General features: G+C 70.3%; 17 protein-coding genes. 8 read left to right on the forward strand and 9 right to left on the reverse strand.

Going from position 1 to position 19,154, the window contains the following annotated elements; translation table 11 throughout:
• Complete coding sequence (locus BDK89_RS15785) at nucleotides 1–3,432, reverse strand: error-prone DNA polymerase (protein WP_133869868.1); 3,432 nt, start codon at nucleotides 3,430–3,432, stop codon at nucleotides 1–3.
• 130 nt (nucleotides 3,433–3,562) lie between these two features.
• Between BDK89_RS15785 and BDK89_RS15790 the strand changes: the two genes are divergently transcribed.
• The 3 genes from BDK89_RS15790 to BDK89_RS15800 are packed head-to-tail and all read left to right on the forward strand — an operon-like array spanning nucleotide 3,563 to nucleotide 5,609.
• The gene (locus BDK89_RS15790; RefSeq protein WP_133869869.1) at nucleotides 3,563–4,654 is read left to right on the forward strand and encodes an AAA family ATPase; all 1,092 of its coding nucleotides are present in this window, start codon (nucleotides 3,563–3,565) and stop codon (nucleotides 4,652–4,654) included.
• A gap of 55 nt (nucleotides 4,655–4,709) precedes the next feature.
• Nucleotides 4,710–5,195: an SHOCT domain-containing protein gene (locus BDK89_RS15795; RefSeq protein WP_133869870.1), complete on the forward strand. Its 486-nt coding sequence runs from the start codon at nucleotides 4,710–4,712 to the stop codon at nucleotides 5,193–5,195.
• A 12-nt stretch (nucleotides 5,196–5,207) separates the two neighbouring features.
• Nucleotides 5,208–5,609 (forward strand): hypothetical protein, encoded by a 402-nt coding sequence (locus BDK89_RS15800; RefSeq protein WP_133869871.1) that lies wholly within the window; start codon nucleotides 5,208–5,210, stop codon nucleotides 5,607–5,609.
• A 19-nt stretch (nucleotides 5,610–5,628) separates the two neighbouring features.
• On the opposite strand, the gene BDK89_RS21845 is transcribed toward BDK89_RS15800, so the two are convergent.
• Entirely contained in the window at nucleotides 5,629–6,183 is a 555-nt protein-coding gene (locus BDK89_RS21845; RefSeq protein ID WP_166657622.1) for an NUDIX domain-containing protein, read from the reverse strand.
• Nucleotides 6,184–6,291: 108 nt separating this feature from the next.
• Here BDK89_RS21845 and BDK89_RS15810 point away from each other — a divergent pair, with 108 nt between their 5' ends.
• Nucleotides 6,292–7,134 (forward strand): response regulator transcription factor, encoded by an 843-nt coding sequence (locus BDK89_RS15810; RefSeq protein ID WP_133869873.1) that lies wholly within the window; start codon nucleotides 6,292–6,294, stop codon nucleotides 7,132–7,134.
• Between the two features lie 18 nt (nucleotides 7,135–7,152).
• Here the strand turns inward: BDK89_RS15810 and BDK89_RS15815 are convergent, their stop codons facing one another.
• The 3 genes from BDK89_RS15815 to BDK89_RS15825 form a co-directional block, all read right to left on the reverse strand.
• Nucleotides 7,153–8,733: a DNA polymerase Y family protein gene (locus BDK89_RS15815; RefSeq protein WP_133869874.1), complete on the reverse strand. Its 1,581-nt coding sequence runs from the start codon at nucleotides 8,731–8,733 to the stop codon at nucleotides 7,153–7,155.
• Nucleotides 8,734–8,737: 4 nt separating this feature from the next.
• Nucleotides 8,738–9,454: a hypothetical protein gene (locus BDK89_RS15820; RefSeq protein WP_133869875.1), complete on the reverse strand. Its 717-nt coding sequence runs from the start codon at nucleotides 9,452–9,454 to the stop codon at nucleotides 8,738–8,740.
• A gap of 94 nt (nucleotides 9,455–9,548) precedes the next feature.
• Nucleotides 9,549–10,010, reverse strand: a complete 462-nt coding sequence (locus BDK89_RS15825) for a hypothetical protein (protein WP_133869876.1) — start codon at nucleotides 10,008–10,010, stop codon at nucleotides 9,549–9,551.
• Between the two features lie 171 nt (nucleotides 10,011–10,181).
• Here BDK89_RS15825 and BDK89_RS15830 point away from each other — a divergent pair, with 171 nt between their 5' ends.
• On the forward strand, nucleotides 10,182–11,522 hold the full coding sequence (locus tag BDK89_RS15830) for a TrkH family potassium uptake protein (RefSeq protein WP_208294093.1): 1,341 nt from the start codon (nucleotides 10,182–10,184) through the stop codon (nucleotides 11,520–11,522).
• Between the two features lie 35 nt (nucleotides 11,523–11,557).
• Complete coding sequence (locus tag BDK89_RS15835; RefSeq protein WP_243839188.1) at nucleotides 11,558–12,265, forward strand: potassium channel family protein; 708 nt, start codon at nucleotides 11,558–11,560, stop codon at nucleotides 12,263–12,265.
• A gap of 9 nt (nucleotides 12,266–12,274) precedes the next feature.
• Here BDK89_RS15835 and BDK89_RS15840 read toward each other — a convergent pair whose 3' ends face one another.
• The 3 genes from BDK89_RS15840 to BDK89_RS15850 are packed head-to-tail and all read right to left on the reverse strand — an operon-like array spanning nucleotide 12,275 to nucleotide 16,735.
• Nucleotides 12,275–13,423 (reverse strand): VWA domain-containing protein, encoded by a 1,149-nt coding sequence (locus tag BDK89_RS15840; protein ID WP_243839189.1) that lies wholly within the window; start codon nucleotides 13,421–13,423, stop codon nucleotides 12,275–12,277.
• Complete coding sequence (locus BDK89_RS15845; RefSeq protein ID WP_208294094.1) at nucleotides 13,420–15,636, reverse strand: DUF5682 family protein; 2,217 nt, start codon at nucleotides 15,634–15,636, stop codon at nucleotides 13,420–13,422. The genes BDK89_RS15840 and BDK89_RS15845 overlap by 4 nt, the downstream gene beginning before the upstream one ends.
• Nucleotides 15,637–15,643: 7 nt before the next feature.
• A complete protein-coding gene (locus BDK89_RS15850; protein WP_133869878.1) occupies nucleotides 15,644–16,735 on the reverse strand; it encodes an ATP-binding protein in 1,092 nt (363 codons plus the stop codon).
• A gap of 31 nt (nucleotides 16,736–16,766) precedes the next feature.
• Between BDK89_RS15850 and BDK89_RS15855 the strand changes: the two genes are divergently transcribed.
• Nucleotides 16,767–17,216, forward strand: a complete 450-nt coding sequence (locus BDK89_RS15855; RefSeq protein ID WP_208294095.1) for an MmcQ/YjbR family DNA-binding protein — start codon at nucleotides 16,767–16,769, stop codon at nucleotides 17,214–17,216.
• 51 nt (nucleotides 17,217–17,267) lie between these two features.
• A complete protein-coding gene (locus tag BDK89_RS15860; RefSeq protein WP_133869879.1) occupies nucleotides 17,268–18,260 on the forward strand; it encodes a GNAT family N-acetyltransferase in 993 nt (330 codons plus the stop codon).
• Between the two features lie 83 nt (nucleotides 18,261–18,343).
• On the opposite strand, the gene BDK89_RS15865 is transcribed toward BDK89_RS15860, so the two are convergent.
• Complete coding sequence (locus tag BDK89_RS15865) at nucleotides 18,344–19,129, reverse strand: DUF5691 domain-containing protein (RefSeq protein ID WP_133869880.1); 786 nt, start codon at nucleotides 19,127–19,129, stop codon at nucleotides 18,344–18,346.
• Nucleotides 19,130–19,154: the final 25 nt, after the last annotated feature.

Genomic DNA, 19,154 nt, shown 5'->3' on the forward strand with positions numbered 1-19,154 from the left:
TCACCGGAAGTCGCGGCTCGGGGTCGACGCCGCCGTCGCCAGCGGGGCGAGGTGCTCGGCGACGACGTTGATCACCCCTTCCGAGCGCTCGAGCCGTCCGCGGATCACCATCGCCGTCGCGCTGCGCGCCACGGTCCGGAACCGCGCCCAGCATCCTTTCGACACGACGACGTTGATCAGGCCGGTTTCGTCCTCGAGGTTGAGGAACGTCACGCCCTGCGCGGTCATCGGCCGCTGCCGGTGCGTCACCACGCCCGCGATCGTGACCCGGCTCTTCGGCTCGCACTCCCACAATCCGGTGGAGGTGACGACACCCAACTCGTCGAGGCGCTCGCGTAGGAAGCGGGTCGGGTGGCCGTCGGGCGACACGCCGGTGGCCCACAGGTCGGCGACCGATTCCTCGATCGGGGTCATGCCCGGCAGATGCGGCGCCCGCTCGCCGGTCACGATGCCGGGGAGCCGTCCGGGGCGTGACTGTGAGACGGCACCCGCCGCCCACAGCGCCTCACGGCGGTCGAGTCCGAAGCACTCGCCGAACACCCCGCCGGTCGCCATCGCCTCCAGGTGCGCGGTGGTGAGATCGGGGACGCGCCGGACGAGGTCTTCGGGCGAGACGTACTCGCCGTGCTCGACACGGTCGGCCTCGATCCGTTCAGCGAGGTCGGTGCCGATACCACGGATCGATCCGATGCCGAGCCGCACCGAGTCGCCGCCGTCCTCGAGCGTCGCCGCGGCGAGGGATGCGTTGAGGTCGGGGGTCCGCACGGTCACCCCGTGCCGGCGGGCGTCCTGCACCAGGGTGTGCGGCGACCAGAACCCCATCGGCTGGGCGTTGATCAACGCCGCGCAGAACGCCGCCGGTTCGTGGTACTTGATCCACGACGAGGCGTAGACGAGGTAGGCGAAGCTGACCGAGTGCGATTCGGGGAACCCGTAGTTCGCGAACGCCTTCATCTTGTGGAAGATCTCGTCGGCGACGTCGTCGGTGATGCCGCGTGCCGCCATCCCCGCATACAGCCGTTCGCGCAGCCGTTCCATCCGCGCCGCCGACCGCTTCGATCCCATCGCCTGGCGCAACTCGTCGGACTCGGCCGGGGTGAACCCGGCGACGTCGATCGCCATCTGCATCAGCTGCTCCTGGAACAGCGGCACCCCGAGCGTCTTGCCGAGTGCGTTCTCGAGCAGCGGGTGGAGGTAGGTGACCGGCTCCTGGCCATTGCGACGCTTGATGTACGGGTGCACCGACCCGCCCTGGATCGGTCCGGGGCGGATGAGGGCGACCTCGACGACGAGGTCGTAGAACCGGCGCGGCTTGAGTCGTGGCAGGGTCGCCATCTGGGCGCGCGACTCGATCTGGAACACCCCGACGGTGTCGGCGCGGCACAGCATGGCGTACACCTCGTCCTCCTGCGGGATGGTGGCGAGGTCGACGTCGTAGCCCCGGTGTTCGGCGATCAGATCCACGGCGTAGTGGAGCGCGGACAGCATCCCGAGGCCGAGCAGGTCGAACTTGACGAGGCCGGCGTTGGCGCAGTCGTCCTTGTCCCACTGCAGCACGCTGCGGCGTTCCATGCGGCCCCACTCGACCGGGCAGACCTCGATGACCGGTCGGTCGCAGATGACCATGCCGCCCGAGTGGATGCCGAGGTGGCGGGGTGCGTCCTCGATCTCGGCCGCGAGGTCGAGCACCGGTTCGGGGATCGTGCAGTCGGGTTGGGCGCGGGTGGCCTCGACACCGCCCCACCCGTCGATCTGTTTGGCGTAGGCGTCCTGCTGGCCGGTCGAGTGGCCGAGCGCCTTGGCCATGTCACGGATCGACGAGCGGGCGCGGTACGTGATGACGTTGGCGACCTGGGCCGTGTGGTGGCGTCCGTAGCGCTCGTACACGTACTGGATCACCTCCTCGCGGCGATCGCTCTCGATGTCGATGTCGATGTCGGGCGGGCCGTCGCGTTCCGGGGACAGGAACCGTTCGAACAGCAGGCCGAGCGAGACGGCGTCGGCCTTGGTGATGCCGAGGGCGTAGCAGACCGCCGAGTTGGCGGCACTCCCCCGGCCCTGGCAGTAGATGTCGTTGCGACGGCAGAACTCGACGAGGTCCCACACCACGAGGAAGTAGCCGGGGAAGCCGAGCTGTTCGACGATGTCGAGTTCGCGGTCGATCGTCTGCCAGGCCCGTGCCCGTCGGCTCAGGTCCTCCACGATCATTCCGTTCGCCACGGAGGCGGGTGCCGGTCGCTCGCCGTACATCCGTCGGCCGCCCTCTTCGGCGATGTGGCGGAGGTACTCCATCTCGGTGAGCTGCCGTCCGTCGACCGTCGGGCACGGGAACGGCGGCAGGTCGGGCGCGACGAGCGACAGGTCGAACGCGGCGGCCCGGCCGATCTCGGCGGCGAGTTCGACGACGCCCGGGTAGCGGGCGAACCGGCTGAGCTGTTCGGCGCCCGATCGCAGGTGGGCTCCCGAACAGGCGGGCAGCCAGGCGTCGAGTTCGTCCATGCTGCGCCGGGCGCGCACGGCGGCGATGGCGGTCGCCAGCTTGCGCTGCGACGGGGTGGCGTAGTGGACGTTGTTGGTCGCCACGCACTCGACCCCGACCCGATGGGCGAGTTCGGCCAGGGCGTCGTTGCGGGCGGTGTCGAGCGGGTCGCCGTGGTCCCACAGTTCGACGAGGACCCGATCGCGCCCGAACGCGCTCACCAACCGTTCGAGTTCGCGTCGCGCCGCCGCCGGGCCCGCGTCGACGAGCGCCTCCGGCACGGCCCCCTTGCGGCAGCCGGTGAGCACCCACGAGTTGCCGGCGACCTGGTCGGCGACGTCCGCGAAGGTGAACTGCGGTGCCCCCTTCTCCCCCGCCAGGTGGCCGTTGCTCAACGCACGTGCCAGCCGGGCGTAGCCGGTCGGCCCGTCGGCCAACACGAGCAGGTGGGTGCCGTGCGGGTCGGGCGCGTGGGCGTCGGGCAGTTCACCGGTGTCGACCTGGAACAAGGTGTCGCTCTCGGCACGGGCGACGTGCTGGTCGACGCCGAGGCCCGGTGTGAGGGTGATCTCGGCCCCGAACACGGTCGGCAGCCCGACCGCACGTGCCGCCTCGGCGTAGCGGACGACCCCGTAGAACCCGTCGTGGTCGGTGAGGGCGAGCGCCTCGAGCCCGAGCCGGGCGGCTTCGGTCGCCAGCTCCTCGGGGTGCGACGCCCCGTCGAGGAACGAGTAGTTCGAGTGACAGTGCAACTCGGCGTAGGGGACGGCGCCCGCCACCCTGGTCAGGGAGGGTTCGAACGCCTGGCGCTTGCGACCCCAGGCGGGCGAGTCGCCGCCGGCGTTCCACGACAGCGAGCCGGGGGCGCGACCGTCGCGACGCAACTGGGCGTTGCGCCCGGACAGCTCGGCTTCGAGCTCGTTCCAGCTCCACGACGGATTGTTGAAACCCAAGGTCGCGAGTATCGAACAAATGTTCGCCGACCGCAACCTGCCTGCTCACGGAGGAACAGGTACGTGAGAACGTAGCGATTACCTACTTCACGACGTAGCTGTCGCCTACCCCTGTGCGTACAGTTGGGACATGGAGGAATCGCCGTTCCCGTTCCAGGGCCCGCTCGACGCCCGCCACGTGCAGGGTCGCGACGATCTCGTCGGCGACCTGATCGAGCGGGTCACGGCACGCCGGGTCACCGCCCTGCTCGGCCCGCGCCGATTCGGCAAGACCAGCATCCTGCACCGGGTCGGCGCCGAGCTCGAGGACGCCGGCACCACCGTCGTCCACGTCGACCTGTACGAGGTGTCGTCCACCGCCGATCTCGCCGTCCGGCTCGATCACGCACTGGCGTCGGTGCGCGGCCCGGCACTCGACCGGCTCCATCACTTCATCTCCGCCGGCGAGATCAACCTCGGGTTCGTGAAGCTGATGTTCAGCCGTCGCGGCAGCGACCAGCCCGACGCCCTCGCCGTCGTCCACCACCTGCTCGACGGGCTCGTGACCGCTGCCCAGAACACGCCGATGCTCGTGGTGTTCGACGAGTTCGGCGGCATCGACCGGGTCGACGGCGCGGCGGGCCTGCTCCGCACCAAGTTGCAGCACCACGTCCGCGACGTCGGGCTGATCTTCGCCGGATCGCAGCTGTCGCTGATGCGGGCGATGTTCACCGACGTCGCCCGACCGTTCTACGGCCAGGCCGAGCTCGTCGACGTCGGACCGCTCACACCCCGTGCGCTGCGGCAGATCGTCGACCACGGCTTCCGGTCGACCGACCGCGACCCGGGCAACCTGGCGTCGTCACTGATCGAGTTCACCGGCGGCCACCCCCAACGGTCGATGCAGCTCGCCGACGCCGCATGGCGACACGCCGTGCCCGACGAGCCGTTCCGGGCCGATCTGTGGGGCATCGCGCTCGACCACGTCCGCCGCCAGACCGACATGGCCAACGAGACCCTGTTCGCCCACAGTCAGGCCAACGACCAGAAACTGCTCCGCCTGGTGTCGAACGGAGAGCCGATCTTCGGTGCCGCGGCAGCGGTGATCGGCCTCACCGCCGGATCGGGCCAATCGAGCCGCGACCGCCTGGTCGACCAGGGCGAGATCATGCGCGCCGGCAACGCCTGGCGCGTCGTCGACCCCGTCTACGCCGACTGGATCCGCCGACGCTTCCCCCTCTGAGCCACCCCAGGTGCGCCCGAATCGCACCCGAAGGATCGCTGTCACACTGCTGCCCATGTTCGGCAAGAAGATCAAGGACCCGGTCGCAGGACACGCTCAGGTCCTCGGCGTCGGCGTCCCGACCGAGAGTCAGGGCCGAATCATGCGGATCCGACTGCAACTGCTGATCGAGGCACCGGGCGTCGCACCGCAGCAGATCGACACCGGGATGATGGTCAAACGCGTCAACATCCCACAGGCCGGCATGGTCCTCCCGGTCACCGTCGATCGCGGCAACCCGAAAAGGTGGGAGATCGACTGGGACACGGCCCCGACACGCCAGAGCCTCATCGACGCACAGGCCCAGGCAATCATCGACGCCGGCGGCATCGACGCCACACACGGCACCAGACACGACACCACACCCGACACCGCATCGCCGAACACGGCCGATGACCGGCTCACGCTCCTCGAGCGGGCAGCCGCGCTCCACGCCGACGGGGTCCTGACCGACGACGAATTCGCGGCCGAGAAGGCCCGCATCATGCATCAGCACCCGTGAGGAGAGACGCCAATGGGCATTTTCGACAAGGCGAAGGACGCATTCTGGAAAGTCGCAGAGGTCGCTGTCGTCAACCGCGAGCAGGGACTCCACTTTCACGACCTCGCGGCGCCGGGCGATCCGCCGACGCCGGGTTCGCTCGCCGAAGCCGCCGCCCACACGCCCGAGGTCGCGAGCGCGTCGTTCCCCGACCATCCCGACACCCGGTGGGCGGTCGACCGGTCGTGGGCGAGCGACGGCTACGCAATCGTGTCCGCCACACCGTCGGCCGACATCGGCTACGCACAGGTTGCGTTCGCCTACCGGTGCGAGGGCGATGCGGTGTACCCGGTGGGCTCCTACGTCCCCGGTGAGCAGGGGTGGACGCTCCTGACCGCTGCCGGCGACATGCCGGCGACGCTCTCCGAATCCTGACCCGGCCGGGCGGCCTCGGCTACGACGGGGCGAGGGTGCGGAGCAGCGCCGTGAGGCGGTCGTCGGAGGCGCGTTCGATGGCGGCGGGCCAGTCGAGCCATTCGATCTCCTGACTCTCGCCTTCGGGCGGGTTCGGGTCGGCATCGCCACCGTCGACCACGTAGCGCAGGTCGAGGTGGGTGTGACCTCGCCCGCCGGCGTGCACATCGACGTGGACGAGGTGCGGCACACCGGCCCAGCCGTCACGGTCGCCGACGTCGGTGAACGACACGGCGAGACCCGTCTCCTCCTCCGCCTCGCGCAACGCCGCCTCCCACGGCGACTCACCCGGATCGATGTGACCACCGGGCTGGAGCCAGAGTCCGAGCCGCTTGTGCTTCAGCAGCAGCACGCCGCGCGGACCGACGACGATCGCCGAGCCGGTCACGTGCACCGGGTCGAGTTCCTGATCGAGCGGGTCGTTCAGGCGATCGAACTCGGAGAGCGTTCGTTCGATCGACCGGGCCTCGTCGTCGTCGATCGGGTCACGTTCCGTGACGGTTCGGCGGACGAGTTCGAGCAGGTCGTGACGCACGTCTTCACGGTATCCAGAAGGAATTTCGTCAAGGCGCTTGAGTTCCCGGAATCGTCGACCGATACAGCAATCAAGCCGATCCTCCCCGCCTCGGCCAGAGAACGAATCATGGAACCACACGACCAGTTTGCACCCCGAGTGTTGCTCGCCATCGACGATCTCCGTCTGCGACGCACCAACGAAGCCGGCCTTCGCAGCGCCGGGTTCGCCGTCAGCGCGCCGAGCGACGCCGACGCCGTGCAGATCCTGGCCGAATCCTTCTCCCCCGACGTGCTGGTGATCGACACCGACATGGAGGGTCCCGACCACAAGCCGCTCTACCAGCGTCTTCGCGACGACACCGACAGTTATCTGCTGTGCATCGACGCCGCCGGCCGCGACCGGGCCCGCGTCGAGCTGCTCCGCTTCGGTGCCGACGACGCGGTGTCGGTACCCGTCACCCCCGACGAGATCGTCGCACGGTGCCATGCCCTCATGCGTCGGCCCCGAGAGATCCGCCGTGCCGAATGGGACGGACCGCAGCAGAGTGTGATCACGCTCGGCCCGCTGGTGGTCGACACCGGCCGCCACGAGATCCGCCTCGGCGACGAGGAGGTCCAGGCGACCCGCATCGAGTTCTCACTGCTCGAGCACCTGTGCCGTCGACCGACCGAGGTGGCGTCACGATCCGAGCTGCTCGAGTCGGTGTGGGGACCGAACTGGGTCGGCGACACCCACGTGGTCGACGTCCACCTGTCGAACCTGCGACGCAAGCTCGACAAGGCCGACGACTCGCTCCGTGTGGTCCACACGGTTCGCGGGGTCGGCTTCCGGATCAGCAACGAGATCCTCGACGCCGCCGAAGCCCAGGTCACGAGCGGCATGCCGGTGACGACCCGGGACGAGCCGGAGCACGACGAACGCGAGCCCGAGCCCGCCTCGTCGATCGCCACCGGCACCATCCTCGGCTGAACGCTCCGGCCGACCCGGTCACCCGTACGTCGCCAACAGCACCCAGCGCTGCTGTTCGAGCGCGACGAGGTGCGCCACCCCGTGTTCGGTGACGAGCTGGAATCGCGCCAGACGACGCGCCCGATCGGACCACCATCGCTGCTCGACCGGCCAGGGCCCGACCCACGCCCGCACGGCGTGGCGAGCGTGTCCGGCGACGAGCACGGCAGGTGCCTCGCTCACGTCACCACGCCCCGACACCCGCACCGGCGCTCCGCTCGCTCCGGCGACGACCACCTCGACCGGCTCGGCGTACACGACGGTCGGTGACGGCGCCGGAAGGGCGCCCGGCCACGGACCACCCGACGGCCGTGCCCGGTCGGCCAGCTCCTCGACGTCGATCGACGATGCGGGCTCCCACCGGTAGCGCTCGTCGGGCAGGCGCCCGCCGTTCCACACCGGCACGCGCACCTGGTCGTCACCGGCGAGGCCGGTGAGGCGAGCCACGGCACGGCCGGCGTCGAGGTCGGCCTGCGACCGTTCACCCCACAACCGCGACTGGACCCCGTCGTCGCTGCGGACCTCGTCGGGGATCAGGCGGACGAGCACGATGCCACCGGTGATGGCACCGGGTTGCGACACCCACCCGTCGAGCTGCCACCGGACGCGCTCGACCATCGACGTCGCCGACATCCCCCGGTCGCGGTACCAGGCCCGCTCGGACCGCTCCCCGTGTTCGGACTCGGCGACCACGACGAGTCGGGTGCACACCCGACCGTCGGCGGCCAACCCCCCGGCCAACTGGTCGGCCAACCGCTTGGCGACGAAGACGACCGTGTCGAGCTGGTGGATCGGGTCGTCGAAGGGGTGTTCGGCCCACCATTCGGGTGGCGGGTCGGTCGTGGCCAGCGCCCGATCGTCGGCACCGCTGGCGACCCGGTGGGCGCGACGGCCCTCGTCACCGAAGCGGGCGAACACGTCGCCGGGGTCGAGTTCGGCGACGTGCCCGAGGGTGCGGAGCCCCATCCGGACGAACAGGTCGACGAGGTCGGGGGTGATCTCTCCGAGGCCGGCGAGCCACGACACGGGCAATCGGGCGACGAACTCGGGGCCGGCGTCCGGCTCGACGACGACGGTCCGCTCGGCGCGCCGCGACGCGACACGGGCGGCGATCGTGGCGGCCGAACGACCGTCGGCGATCCCGACGGCGACCGGGGCGATCGGGCCGACCCGTTCGACGAGCTGATCGGCGAGTGAGCGGTCGCCGCCGAAGTAGCGCGACGGGCCGCGGGCGGCGACGGCGATCAGGCCGGGTTCGACGATCTCGAGCCGAGGCGCCATGTCAGCGACCAGGCGGACGACCGGCTCGAACTCGCGTGCGTCACGATCGGGGTCGTGCTCGAACAGGTCGAGTTCGGGGCAGATCGACTGGGCCTGCCGGCGGCGGTGGCCGACCTGCACCCCGACCTCGCGGGCCGGTGGATTGGCGGCGACGACCCGGTTGGCGTGCAGCACCACCGACGGCCGTTCCGGGTCGGCGTGCGCGGCGACGACCGGCCAATCGGGGCACCAGACGGCGACCATCCGGGTCGGCACCGCTCGGGTCGACGCGGTGGACATGGCGTCAACTCGCTCGGTGGAGATCGACCGTGTCGTGACGGTCGACGTCGTCGGCACGATGGTCGACCGGGTGCACGCCGGTCTGCACCACGTCGACCCGACCGTCGGGACCGGGCAACCAGCAGTCGATCGTGACCGGCCGGGGGACGCGACGCCCGGCCGAACCGATCGTGACCCGGCGGGCCATGAGCCTGCCGCTCCCCTGCTCGATGCCGATCCAGGCGACCTCGTCGGTCGACAGGTCGATGTCGGCCCCGATCGACGGTGCGTGTTCACCGACCGGGGGGACGGCGAGCAGGACGCCACCGCGCGCCTGCAGACGCTGTCGGAGTTTGCGCATCTGGCGATCGGCGCCACGCGGCGGGCAGGTGAGCAGGAGCTCGAACCCGTCGGCCGCAGCGGCGAGCCGTTCCGCCCATTCGACCGGCCCCGATGCCGGGATCTGCACGATGCGCTCGGGAGCGATCCCGTGTTCGATCGCTGCTTCGACACCGAAGCCGTCGACCCCGACCACCGCCAACCAGGCACCGTCGGCGACACCACGGGCGGCGGTGGCGATGGCGAGCGAACGAGCCGCCACGCCTGCGAACGACACGACGTGGCCGCGACGGAGGCCGGCGTCGGGGAACAGGGGTGTCAGCGCCGGCTCGACCGCGATCGCACGGTCGCGGACCGGGACCAAGTCGGAGGTCCGGATGACGGAGGGAAGGCTGGCGGCCACCCGGACAGATTATCGAACATGTGTTCGCTTGTCGACTCGCTGCCGACCGATGTGAAGCCCTGATGTGACGACCCGACGATCGGGTCGAGGACGATCAGCCTTGCTTCGCCTTCCAGCGTTCGCGGGCGGCGCGGCTGCGCTCGAGCAGGTGTGCCGGGACGCGCTTGGCGGCCTCGGACAACTCGGCGTCGCCCTCGCCGCCGCCACCCGACGATTCGGCGGCGGGCTCGTCGGGCTGCAGGTCTTCGAACGACGGCGGCTGCACACCCGGCTTCCAGTACCGGTACATCTCGGCGACGATCGGGGCGAGGCCGTCGGTGTCGTGGCCCTTGGCCACGTCGACCGTGACCACGTTGGCGTACACGTGCACCGCACCGACCTGGCCGGTGTCGAACAGCAGGCTCGCGAGGCGGGCGCCCGGCGTGTCGATGCCGACCGTGTCGGCCGACGACCCGTACCGCTCGTGGCCCATCCCCGAGAGGGAACGATTCAGTTCGAACCGCACCACACCCGGCGTGGCACTCGGCTTTTCGACGACTCCGACGAGCTGACCCATAGGGATCACAGGATAACCACGGCGATGCCGAGCGTTGCAGTGCGCTCGCGGCTCGCCGTTCACGTTCATGTCGCGCTGAGTTCCCTCTGCGGAACTGAGCGCGACATGAACGGACGGTGGTGACTCGGCGACGACGGGGACGCGGGTGTTGCGACAGTACGCTCCGATTTCGTGGTCATCCGGCGAGCACTCGGTGCGATCCGCAACCCGGCACAGCTCGTCCTCGCCGCTTTCGTCACCCTGATCCTCGTCGGGACGGCCCTGCTGTCGTTGCCGTTCGCCTGGGACGACGACTCGTCCCATCGGTTCGTCGACGCATTGTTCTGGTCGACCTCGGCGTCGACGGTCACCGGGCTCGGCACGACCGACATGTCGGGGTTCTCGCTGTTCGGAGAACTCGTGCTCCTCGGCCTGATCCAGCTCGGCGGCTTCGGCATCATGACGATCGGCTCGGTGTTCGCCCTCGTCGCCTCACGGCGGATCGGGCTCCGCCAGCGGATGCTCGCCCAGGCCGAGATCGGGGCGGTCGACATCGGCGAGCTCCGCAGCCTGATCGGGGCGATCGCCAAGATCACCGTCGGGGTCGAACTCGGCATCGCCACGATCCTGTTCGTCCGGTTCGTCGCCCACGACGACATCGGCGTCGCACGAGCGGCCTACAGCGGCCTCTTCCACGGCGTGTCGGCGTTCAACAACGCCGGCATCTCCCTCTACTCCGACAGCCTGGTGCAGTTCGCCGACGACCCGTTCGTGGTGTTCCCGATCACGTTCGCGTTCATCATCGGCGGATTCGGCTTCCCGGTCCTCGTCGAGTTCGGCCGCCGGATCAAGCCCCGGCGGTGGAGTCTCCACACCCGCATCACCGTCGCGGCCACCGCCGTGCTGCTCGTCGCCGGACCGTTCCTCGTGCTCGTGCTCGAATGGACCAACGTCGACACGCTCGGTCCGATGGGGATCTGGGACAAGCTGCAGGCCGCCTGGTTCCAGGGCGTCACGCCGCGCACCGCCGGCTTCAACACGATCGACATCGGCGCGATGCACGACGAGACCCTCAACATCATGACGTGCCTGATGTTCATCGGCGCCGGGCCGGCGTCGACCAGCGGCGGCATCAAGGTCACCACCTTCGCCGTGCTCGGTTTCGCGATGTGGTCGGAGGTGCGCGGCGACAGCGACATCAACATCTTCCGCCGTCGACTCCCGGTCGGGATCTCGCGTCAGGCGATGACGATCGCACTGCTGTCGCTCACGATCGTGTTCACGACCGCCGTCATCCTCGACACGATCTCGCCGTTCAGCTTCACCCAGACGTCGTTCGAGGCGGCGTCGGCGTTCGGCACGGTCGGGCTCTCGACCGGGATCACCGGTGCACTCCCGACGTTCGGCCAACTGGTGCTGGTCGTCGTCATGCTCGCCGGCCGGATCGGACCCACCACGTTCGTGATGGCGCTCGCACTCCGTCAGCGGCAGCGGGCGTACGCTTTCCCCGAGGAACGCCCGATCATCGGGTGATGCCGCTGCGGCGGCCAGGAGCACCACGGAGCACGATGCCCGACAAGATCATCAACACCATGCTGGGTGGGCTGACCCACGAGCGGGTCCGCCACGAGGGCGAGATCATCGTGATCGGTCTGGGCCGGTTCGGGTCGGCCCTGGCGACCACCCTCATCGAGCTCGGTTACGAGGTGCTCGGCGTCGACTCGAATCCGGAGATCGTCCAGAACCAGTCGGGCAACCTGACCCACGTCGTGCAGGCCGACACGACCAACGTCCGGGCACTGCGCCAGATCGGTGCCGCCGATGCCGTCACCGCCGTCGTGTGCATCGGCACCGGCATCGAGGCGAGCGTCCTCACCACCGCGGCACTCGCCGACCTCGGCGTGAAGAACATCTGGGCCAAGGCGATCACCGAACCGCACGGCCACATCCTCCGTCGGGTCGGCGCGCACAACGTCGTGTTCCCCGAGGCCGACATGGGCCAACGCGTCGCCCACCTGGTGACCGGCCAACTGCTCGAGTTCCTGGCCCTCGACGAGGACTTCGTGATCGGCGAGCTGGCGGCACCCGACGAACTGATCGGTGTTCCCTTGGGCAACACGAACCTGCGCGCCCAGTACAAGGTGACCGTCGTGTGCGTGAAGCCGGCGGGCGGGCAGTTCACGTACGCCGACCGCGACACCGTGCTGTCGAAGAGCGACCTGATCGTGATCGCCGGCCACCGCGCCGACGTCGAACGCTTCAGCGAACGCGACTGACCATCCGAGTCAGCGACCTTCGAGCGCGTCGGCGAGCACGTCGGGGAAGCGGTCGGGGGTACAGCTCATGACCGTCGCGCCGAGGGCGGCGAGGTCGGCGGCCGCCTGCTGATCGTGCACCGGCGCACCCTCGTCGCTCAGCGCGAGCAGACACAACACCCGCACGCCCGACTGCACCATCCGGGCGACACGTGCCCGCATCAGGTCGGCGTTGCCGCCCTCGAACAAGTCGCTGATCAGCACCAGCACGGTCTCGTTCGGGCGGGTGATCAGTCGGCGGCAGTAGCCGAGCGCCTCGGCGATGTCGGTGCCGCCACCGAGCTGCACGCCGAACAGGACGTCGACGGGATCGTGCAGCACCGGGGTGAGATCGGTGACCGAGGTGTCGAACGCGATCAGCTGGGTCCGCAACGCCGGCAGCTGCGCCAACACCGCACCGAACAGCGACGCGTACACGACGCTGTCGGCCATCGAGCCCGACTGGTCGACAGCGATGACAACGTCTTTCGCCAAGCTGCGCTGGCGTCGACCGAAACCGACGAGCCGTTCGGGGATAACGGTGCGGTAGTCGGGCTGGTAGTGCCGCAGGTTGGCGTGCACGGTGCGACCCCAGTCGACGTCGCCGGCACGTGGTCGGCGGGTCCGGTTGGCGCGTGCCAGGGCGCCGTGTACGGCGGCGCGGGTGCGGTCGGTCAGACGCCGTTCGAGATCGGCGAGGACGGAGGCGATCACCTGGCGGGCCGTCGCTCGCGTCTCGTCGGGCAAGAGGTGGTTGAGCTCGACGAGCGTCGTGACGAGGTGCAGGTCGGGTTCGATCGACTCGAGCAGCTCGGGTTCGAGCAGGAGCTGCTTCAGGTCGAGCCGGTCGATCGCATCGCGCTGCATCACCTGCACCACCGGGGTCGGGAAGTAGGTGCGGATGTCGCCCAACCAGCGCGCGACGCGAGGCGCCGACTTGCCGAGACCGCCCGCCCGGCCGCTCCCACGACCACCCCGCCGTGGCTGCGACTCCTGGTCGTAGACAGCGCCCATGGCGGCGTCGATGCGGACGTCGTCACCGTTCAGGCCGGCGCCGGTGCCGTCGGCGTCGCCGCCACCGAGCACGAGCCGCCACCGCCGCATCCGCTCGGCCTCCGACACCCGCTGCGGATCGCTCACGACGACACCTCCGACGACACCTTCGACGAGTGCACGGCGAGACCGAGCAGGTGTCGCACCGTGGTGAGTGCGGCGTCGACACGGGAGGCGTCGAGATCGGGCCCGTAGCCGGCGACGGCGTCGCGTTGTTCACCGGCCACGAGTCGCCCGAGTTGGCGTCGCTCGGCCGACTCGAACGCGCCGAACGTCCGCCGGAGCAGCGGCACGGTCTCGTCGAACGCCTGCGGCGCAAGCGACGACAGCCAGCGGTCGACCACGGCGAGCAGGTCGGTGTCGTGCACCAGCACGGCACCGCTCCCGGCCAGGAATCCCTCGACGAACGCAGCACCGGCCGCCGGCGGTGTGCCGCCAGAGAGGGCGCGGCCGAGTCGGCGCTCGACGGTGCCGCTGTCCCACCGGCCGGCGTCGTGCAGGATGCGGGTCGCCCGGCCGTGCACCAGCCCGTGCCCGGCGATCTCGGCGAGCTGCTCGAGCACCTCCGGGTAGGCACGTCGGCGAGCGGCGTGGTCGACCAGGGCGAGCGCCTGCTGCGCCTCGCTGAGTCGTTCGACCATCAACGCCGCGGCGTCGTCGTCGAGCGAGGCACAGGCCGGCACGAGTCCGGCCAGCACCCGGACGACGAGACCGTCGAACACCGAGGCGAGCGCATCGCGATCGGTCGTGCGCACGTCGCCGTACCGCTGCGCGGTGGCCAGCGGGCCGAGTGCCGCCATGAGGTCGCCGACGTCGGGGTCGTGGGCCGCCCGCGTCGCGAGCTCGTGGACGATCGGGTCGACGGCGTCGGGGAGATCGGCCAGCAGGGCCAGGTCGAGCGACGACGCCAGATCGACGAGCCGGCTGGCGTCGCCGGACCGCTCGACCAGGCGACGGGTGGCCGCCTGCTCGACGGTGGTGCCGTACCCGGCGTACTCGATGATTCGGATCGACCACTCGGGCCGCCACGCCAGCTCCCAGGTCTCGCGGAACGTACCGCTCGAACCGCGGCCGTCGGTGAGGGTGCCCCACGGCACCCCGATCGCGGTCAGCTGGTGCAGCAGGTGCGAGCGGCGCAACCCGTTCGGGGTCCGGAGGTCGAGTTCGACCGTCGTGTCGCCCGACTCGGGCTTGAGCCGCGCCGAACGCTGCCGTTTGGCGAGATCGCGGGCGAGGGGCACCTGCGGGGCGTCGTCGGGTACGCCACCGATCGCGTCGCCGACGACGAGCTCGCGCCGCACGAGGGGCCGGCCGCCCATCACCGCGTCGGCGGCGTCGAGCACCTCGTCGAGCCCGGCGTGCGGGCGTTGCCGGAGAGCGGCGAGGGCGTCGGCCATTCGGGTCGCGGCGATCAGATGGTCGGGCGAGGCGGACAGGTCGGCGCGGCGCAGCACCTGGGCGGCGTCGACGAAGAACCGGGCGACGCCGTCGGGGCCGGGGTGGCGGAAGACGTGGTCGTACCAGCCGGGGCTGCGCACACCGGCGCCGTAGCCGGTTGCCGTGGCGAGCCGCTGGTGGGTCCACGGCACCCAGCTGACCGCCACCTTCACCTTGGGCAGTCCGCGCAGCGTCGCGTTGTCGGCGGTGGCGGTCGTGGCCCCCGACGCAGTGACGTCGAGGGCGGGCACGTGCCACGCCCCGCACACCACGACCACTCGGTCGTGCTCCTTCAGCCCGGCCCTGATGCGCTTGCGCATGTGGGCCTCCCGCTGCTCCTCGCCAGTGGAGGTGATCGTGCCGGAGCGGACTGCCGCCATTGCCTCGGCGACCGCCTCGAACGCGGGAAGGCCGTCGCCACGGTGTTCGATCACGTCCTCCCACCACCGCTCGGCATCGGGCTCGCCGGCTGCGGCGGCGAGTGCACCGAGCGGGTCGACCGGTGCCCCACCTGCGTCGGTGAGCCGTTCGTCGTCGGGACCGCCGGCGAGGGTGTTGGCGAGCGGCAGGTCGATCGCCTCGACGGGAACCCGGTGCTCGTTCGCCCATCGGATTGCCTGCCACTCGGGGCTGAACGACGCCAGCGGGGCGAACACCGCCCGGTGTGGCTGGTCGAGCACGTGGCCGAGCAGTGCGACCGGCGGGACGAGCCCCTCGGATCCGACCCACTCGAACGCTGCCGTCGTCTCGGCGGGCGACTCGACCAGGACGACGTCGGGCGCCAGCTCGTCGAGCGCGGCGAGCACCGACCGGGCCGAGCCCGGCCCGTGGTGCCGGATCCCGAGCAGGTGCAGCTGCGCCACCACAACCTCAGCCGAGGGCGCGACAGGCGTCGTAGAAGTCGCCCCAGCCGTCGCGATGGGCGACGACCGACTCGAGGTACTCCCGCCAGGCAACACCGTCGTGGGTCGGGTCGCGCACGACGGCGCCGACCACACCGGCGGCGACGTCGTCGGCGCTCAACTGCCCCGACCCGAAGTGTGCGGCGAGCGACAACCCGTTCGTGACGACCGAGATCGCCTCGGCGGTGCTCAGGGTGCCCGAGGGCACCTTGAGGCTGGTGCCGCCGTCGGCGGTCTGGCCGTCTCGCAACTCACGGAAGACCGTGACGACCCGACGGATCTCGTCGGCCGACGACGGCACGGGCGGCAGCGCGAGTGCCGTGCCGAGCTCGTTGACGCGTTGCGCGACGATCGCGATCTCCTCGTCGGCGGTGTCGGGCAGCGGGAGCACGACCGTGTTGAACCGTCGGCGGAGCGCAGCCGACAGGTCGTTCACACCGCGGTCGCGATCGTTGGCCGTGGCGATCACGTTGAAGCCGCGGGTCGCCAAGACCTCGGTGTCGAGCTCCGGGATCGGCATCGACTTCTCGCTCAGCGCGGTGACGAGCGCGTCCTGCACGTCGGAGGGCATGCGGGTGAGTTCTTCGACGCGGGCGATCGCACCGGCCTGCATCGAGCGGTAGATCGGCGACGGGACGAGCGCTGCCTCGGTCGGGCCCTCGGCCAGGAGCCGCGCATAGTTCCACCCGTACCGGAGGGTCTCCTCGGTGGTGCCGGCGGTGCCCTGAACGAGCTGTGTCGAGTCGCCGCTGATCGCTGCTGCGAGGTGTTCGCTCACCCAGGTCTTGGCCGTGCCGGGCACCCCGAGCAGCAGGAGCGCCCGGTCGGTGGCGAGGGTCGCGACCGCCACCTCGATCAGGCGACGCTTGCCGACGTACTTCGGCGCGATCACCGTGCCGTCGGGCAGGGTGCCGCCCATCAGGTACTCGACGACTGCCCACGGCGACAGCCGCCAGTTGGGCGGCCGCTCCCGATCGTCGTGCTCGGCCAGCGCCGCCAACTCGTCGGCGTACTGCACCTCGGCGTGCGGCCGCAACACATCCCGGTCGTTCTCACCCATCGCTCCCGACGCTACCCAAGGGGTGTCACAGATGGGGTCGAGCGAATGGGGTCGGATACGTTTCGTCGACCGCTCGGTCCACGAGGTGCTGGCCGACGAAACGTATCCGACCCCGTTCGGCGTGGGGCATGCTGGGGGGATGATCGAGGAGTTGGAGGAGCTCGCGCTGTCGTTCCCGGAGGCGTGGCCCGACGAGCCGTGGGGTGACCGGGTGGTGAAGGTCGGCAAGAAGATCTTCGTCTTCCTCGGCGACACCGATCGACCGGTCGTGACCGTCAAGCTGCCCGAGTCGCGAGACCACGCGCTCTCGTTCCCCGAGGCCTTCCCCACCCGCTACGGCCTCGGCAAACACGGCTGGGTCACGATCTTCGTCGACGTCGTTCCGGAGGAGGAGCGAGACGTCCTGTTCGATTTCGTCGAGGAGTCGTACCGCGCCGTCGCCACCAAGACCCTCGTCAAACGCCTCGACGCCCAGACCTGACGGTCGAAACCTCTGGCGATCAGCGCTCACCGCGTCACTACCGTCGTCGGTATGCATCTGGCGGAGCGGTTGTCACTTCCGGAGGGGTACGCGGCTCGGCCGTATGCCGGCGCAGCCGACCATGCGGCGATGGCGGCACTGCTCACCGAGTACCGGCTCGTCACGGGCGACCCCGAGACGGTCACCACCGAGCAACTCGACCAGAGCTACGCCCATCTCACCGATTGCGACCCCGACCTCGACATCGCCCTCGTCGAACGCGACGGAACGCTGGTCGCCTACACCCGGCCGGTCCACCACGACCTCGAACAGACGACCGACCTGATCGTGTTCGTCCCGACCCTGCCGACGCACTTCGGTGCCGACCTCTTCCACGGGCTCGCCGACGGCTGCGAGGCGCACCTCCGCAAATGGATCACCGAGCGACCCGCCCGCTACCGCGGCTACGCCGACCATCCCGGCCCCGGCGTCACGCCGACCGACGGTGAGGCGGCCTGGCTCGAAGCACGCGGCTACGAACCGACCGAATGGAGCGCCTCGCTCCGTCGGCCGAACCTCGACGACATCCCCGACCTGCCCCTGCCCGACGGGATCGAGGTCCGGCCGGTGCAACCGGAGCAGATGCGTGAGATCGTCGCCGCCCACCACGAGTGCTTCCGAGGCGAATGGGACTTCACCGAGATCACCGAGCGCGAGTTCGCCCACGTCATCGACGATCCGAGCCGCGACGAGACCCTGTGGCAGGTGGCGTGGGACGGCGACACCATCGTCGGCCAGGTGAAGCCCTTCATCAACCCAGAGGAGAACGCAGCGCGCGGCTACCGGCGCGGCTACACCGAGTACATCTCGACGCACCGCGACTACCGCAACCGCGGCATCGCCGGTGCACTCCTCGCCCGGGCGCTGGTCGCCGTTCGCGACCGCGGCATGACCGAAGCGGTGCTCGGCGTCGACACCAACAATCCCGGTGGTGCCTTCCAGCTCTACACCAAGCTCGGCTTCGAGCTCCAGACCTACGAAGCCATCTACACCAAGCCTGCCTGAACAGAAGGGGTCAGGCACCTTCTGTTCAGATTGCTCGGAGCCCCACCACCCAGCACGAACAGAAGGTGCCTGACCCCTTCTGTTCATTCGAGTTCGGTGAGCATGCGGTGGCGGAGGCGGGCGAGGTCGGCGAGGGCGAGGGCCTGGCCGACACCGGTGCCCTGCAGTGACGCGGCGACCTCGAGCAGGACGGCGGGACGGCAGCGGGCGAGCAGGTTGACGAGCACGGCACGATCGGGGGCCCCGAACCGTCCCTGCTCGAACCCACCCGCCAGTCGGCGGCTCACCGTCAAAGCGTCGAGCGACCGCAACTCGTCGAGGTCGGGTGGCATCGGGAGCTCGGGCAGTGATGCCACCGCCTCGGCACTCACGCGGCGCTGCGATCCGGCGCCGAGCTCCGGCACGTGACCGACGAGCCACGGGGCGACCGATCCGCCCGCCAGCATCGTGCGCGCCCGTCGTACACCGTCGTTGCGGTGGCGGGCGAGCGCCTCGACCAGCACATCGGGCGACAGTCGGAAACCACGCTCGATCACGGTCAGCATCCACTCGTCCTCGAGCACCGACCATTCGGCGACGATCTGACGCCACGTCGTTGCGGCGGACGGCGGGCACAGTGGCCGGTCGTCGGGTTCGGGCCGCTGCAGTGCGTCGGCGGACGGCCCCGGCACGAACGCCGCCCGCCGGGCTGCCGCCACCGCCGCGACCGTGGCGAGCATGCGCGACCCCGGGTCGGGACGGAGTGCGTCGGCGACCAGGTCGGCCACCGGACCGTCGGGTGGACAGGGCGGCTCGCGACGATCGGTGCCGAGCATCGCCGCCGTGACGAGTTCTCGCCAGTAGTCGTGCAGATCGGTCGCGCCGCTCACGTGTCTCCCCCGAAGCTCGGATCGG

This window comes from Ilumatobacter fluminis, assembly GCF_004364865.1.
In the GTDB taxonomy this organism is placed as follows: Bacteria; Actinomycetota; Acidimicrobiia; order Acidimicrobiales; family Ilumatobacteraceae; genus Ilumatobacter; species Ilumatobacter fluminis.

What these genes read in the sequence shown, in the direction of transcription:
- BDK89_RS15860 (WP_133869879.1), top strand. Translation starts at nt 17,268, where the DNA reads ATGCATCTGGCGGAGCGGTTGTCACTTCCGGAGGGGTACGCGGCTCGG.
- BDK89_RS15790 (WP_133869869.1), top strand. Translation starts at nt 3,563, where the DNA reads ATGGAGGAATCGCCGTTCCCGTTCCAGGGCCCGCTCGACGCCCGCCAC.
- BDK89_RS15835 (WP_243839188.1), top strand. Translation starts at nt 11,558, where the DNA reads ATGCCCGACAAGATCATCAACACCATGCTGGGTGGGCTGACCCACGAG.
- BDK89_RS15855 (WP_208294095.1), top strand. Translation starts at nt 16,767, where the DNA reads ATGGGGTCGAGCGAATGGGGTCGGATACGTTTCGTCGACCGCTCGGTC.
- BDK89_RS15810 (WP_133869873.1), top strand. Translation starts at nt 6,292, where the DNA reads ATGGAACCACACGACCAGTTTGCACCCCGAGTGTTGCTCGCCATCGAC.
- BDK89_RS15795 (WP_133869870.1), top strand. Translation starts at nt 4,710, where the DNA reads ATGTTCGGCAAGAAGATCAAGGACCCGGTCGCAGGACACGCTCAGGTC.
- BDK89_RS15815 (WP_133869874.1), bottom strand. Translation starts at nt 8,733, where the DNA reads ATGTCCACCGCGTCGACCCGAGCGGTGCCGACCCGGATGGTCGCCGTC.
- BDK89_RS15800 (WP_133869871.1), top strand. Translation starts at nt 5,208, where the DNA reads ATGGGCATTTTCGACAAGGCGAAGGACGCATTCTGGAAAGTCGCAGAG.
- BDK89_RS15850 (WP_133869878.1), bottom strand. Translation starts at nt 16,735, where the DNA reads ATGGGTGAGAACGACCGGGATGTGTTGCGGCCGCACGCCGAGGTGCAG.
- BDK89_RS15825 (WP_133869876.1), bottom strand. Translation starts at nt 10,010, where the DNA reads ATGGGTCAGCTCGTCGGAGTCGTCGAAAAGCCGAGTGCCACGCCGGGT.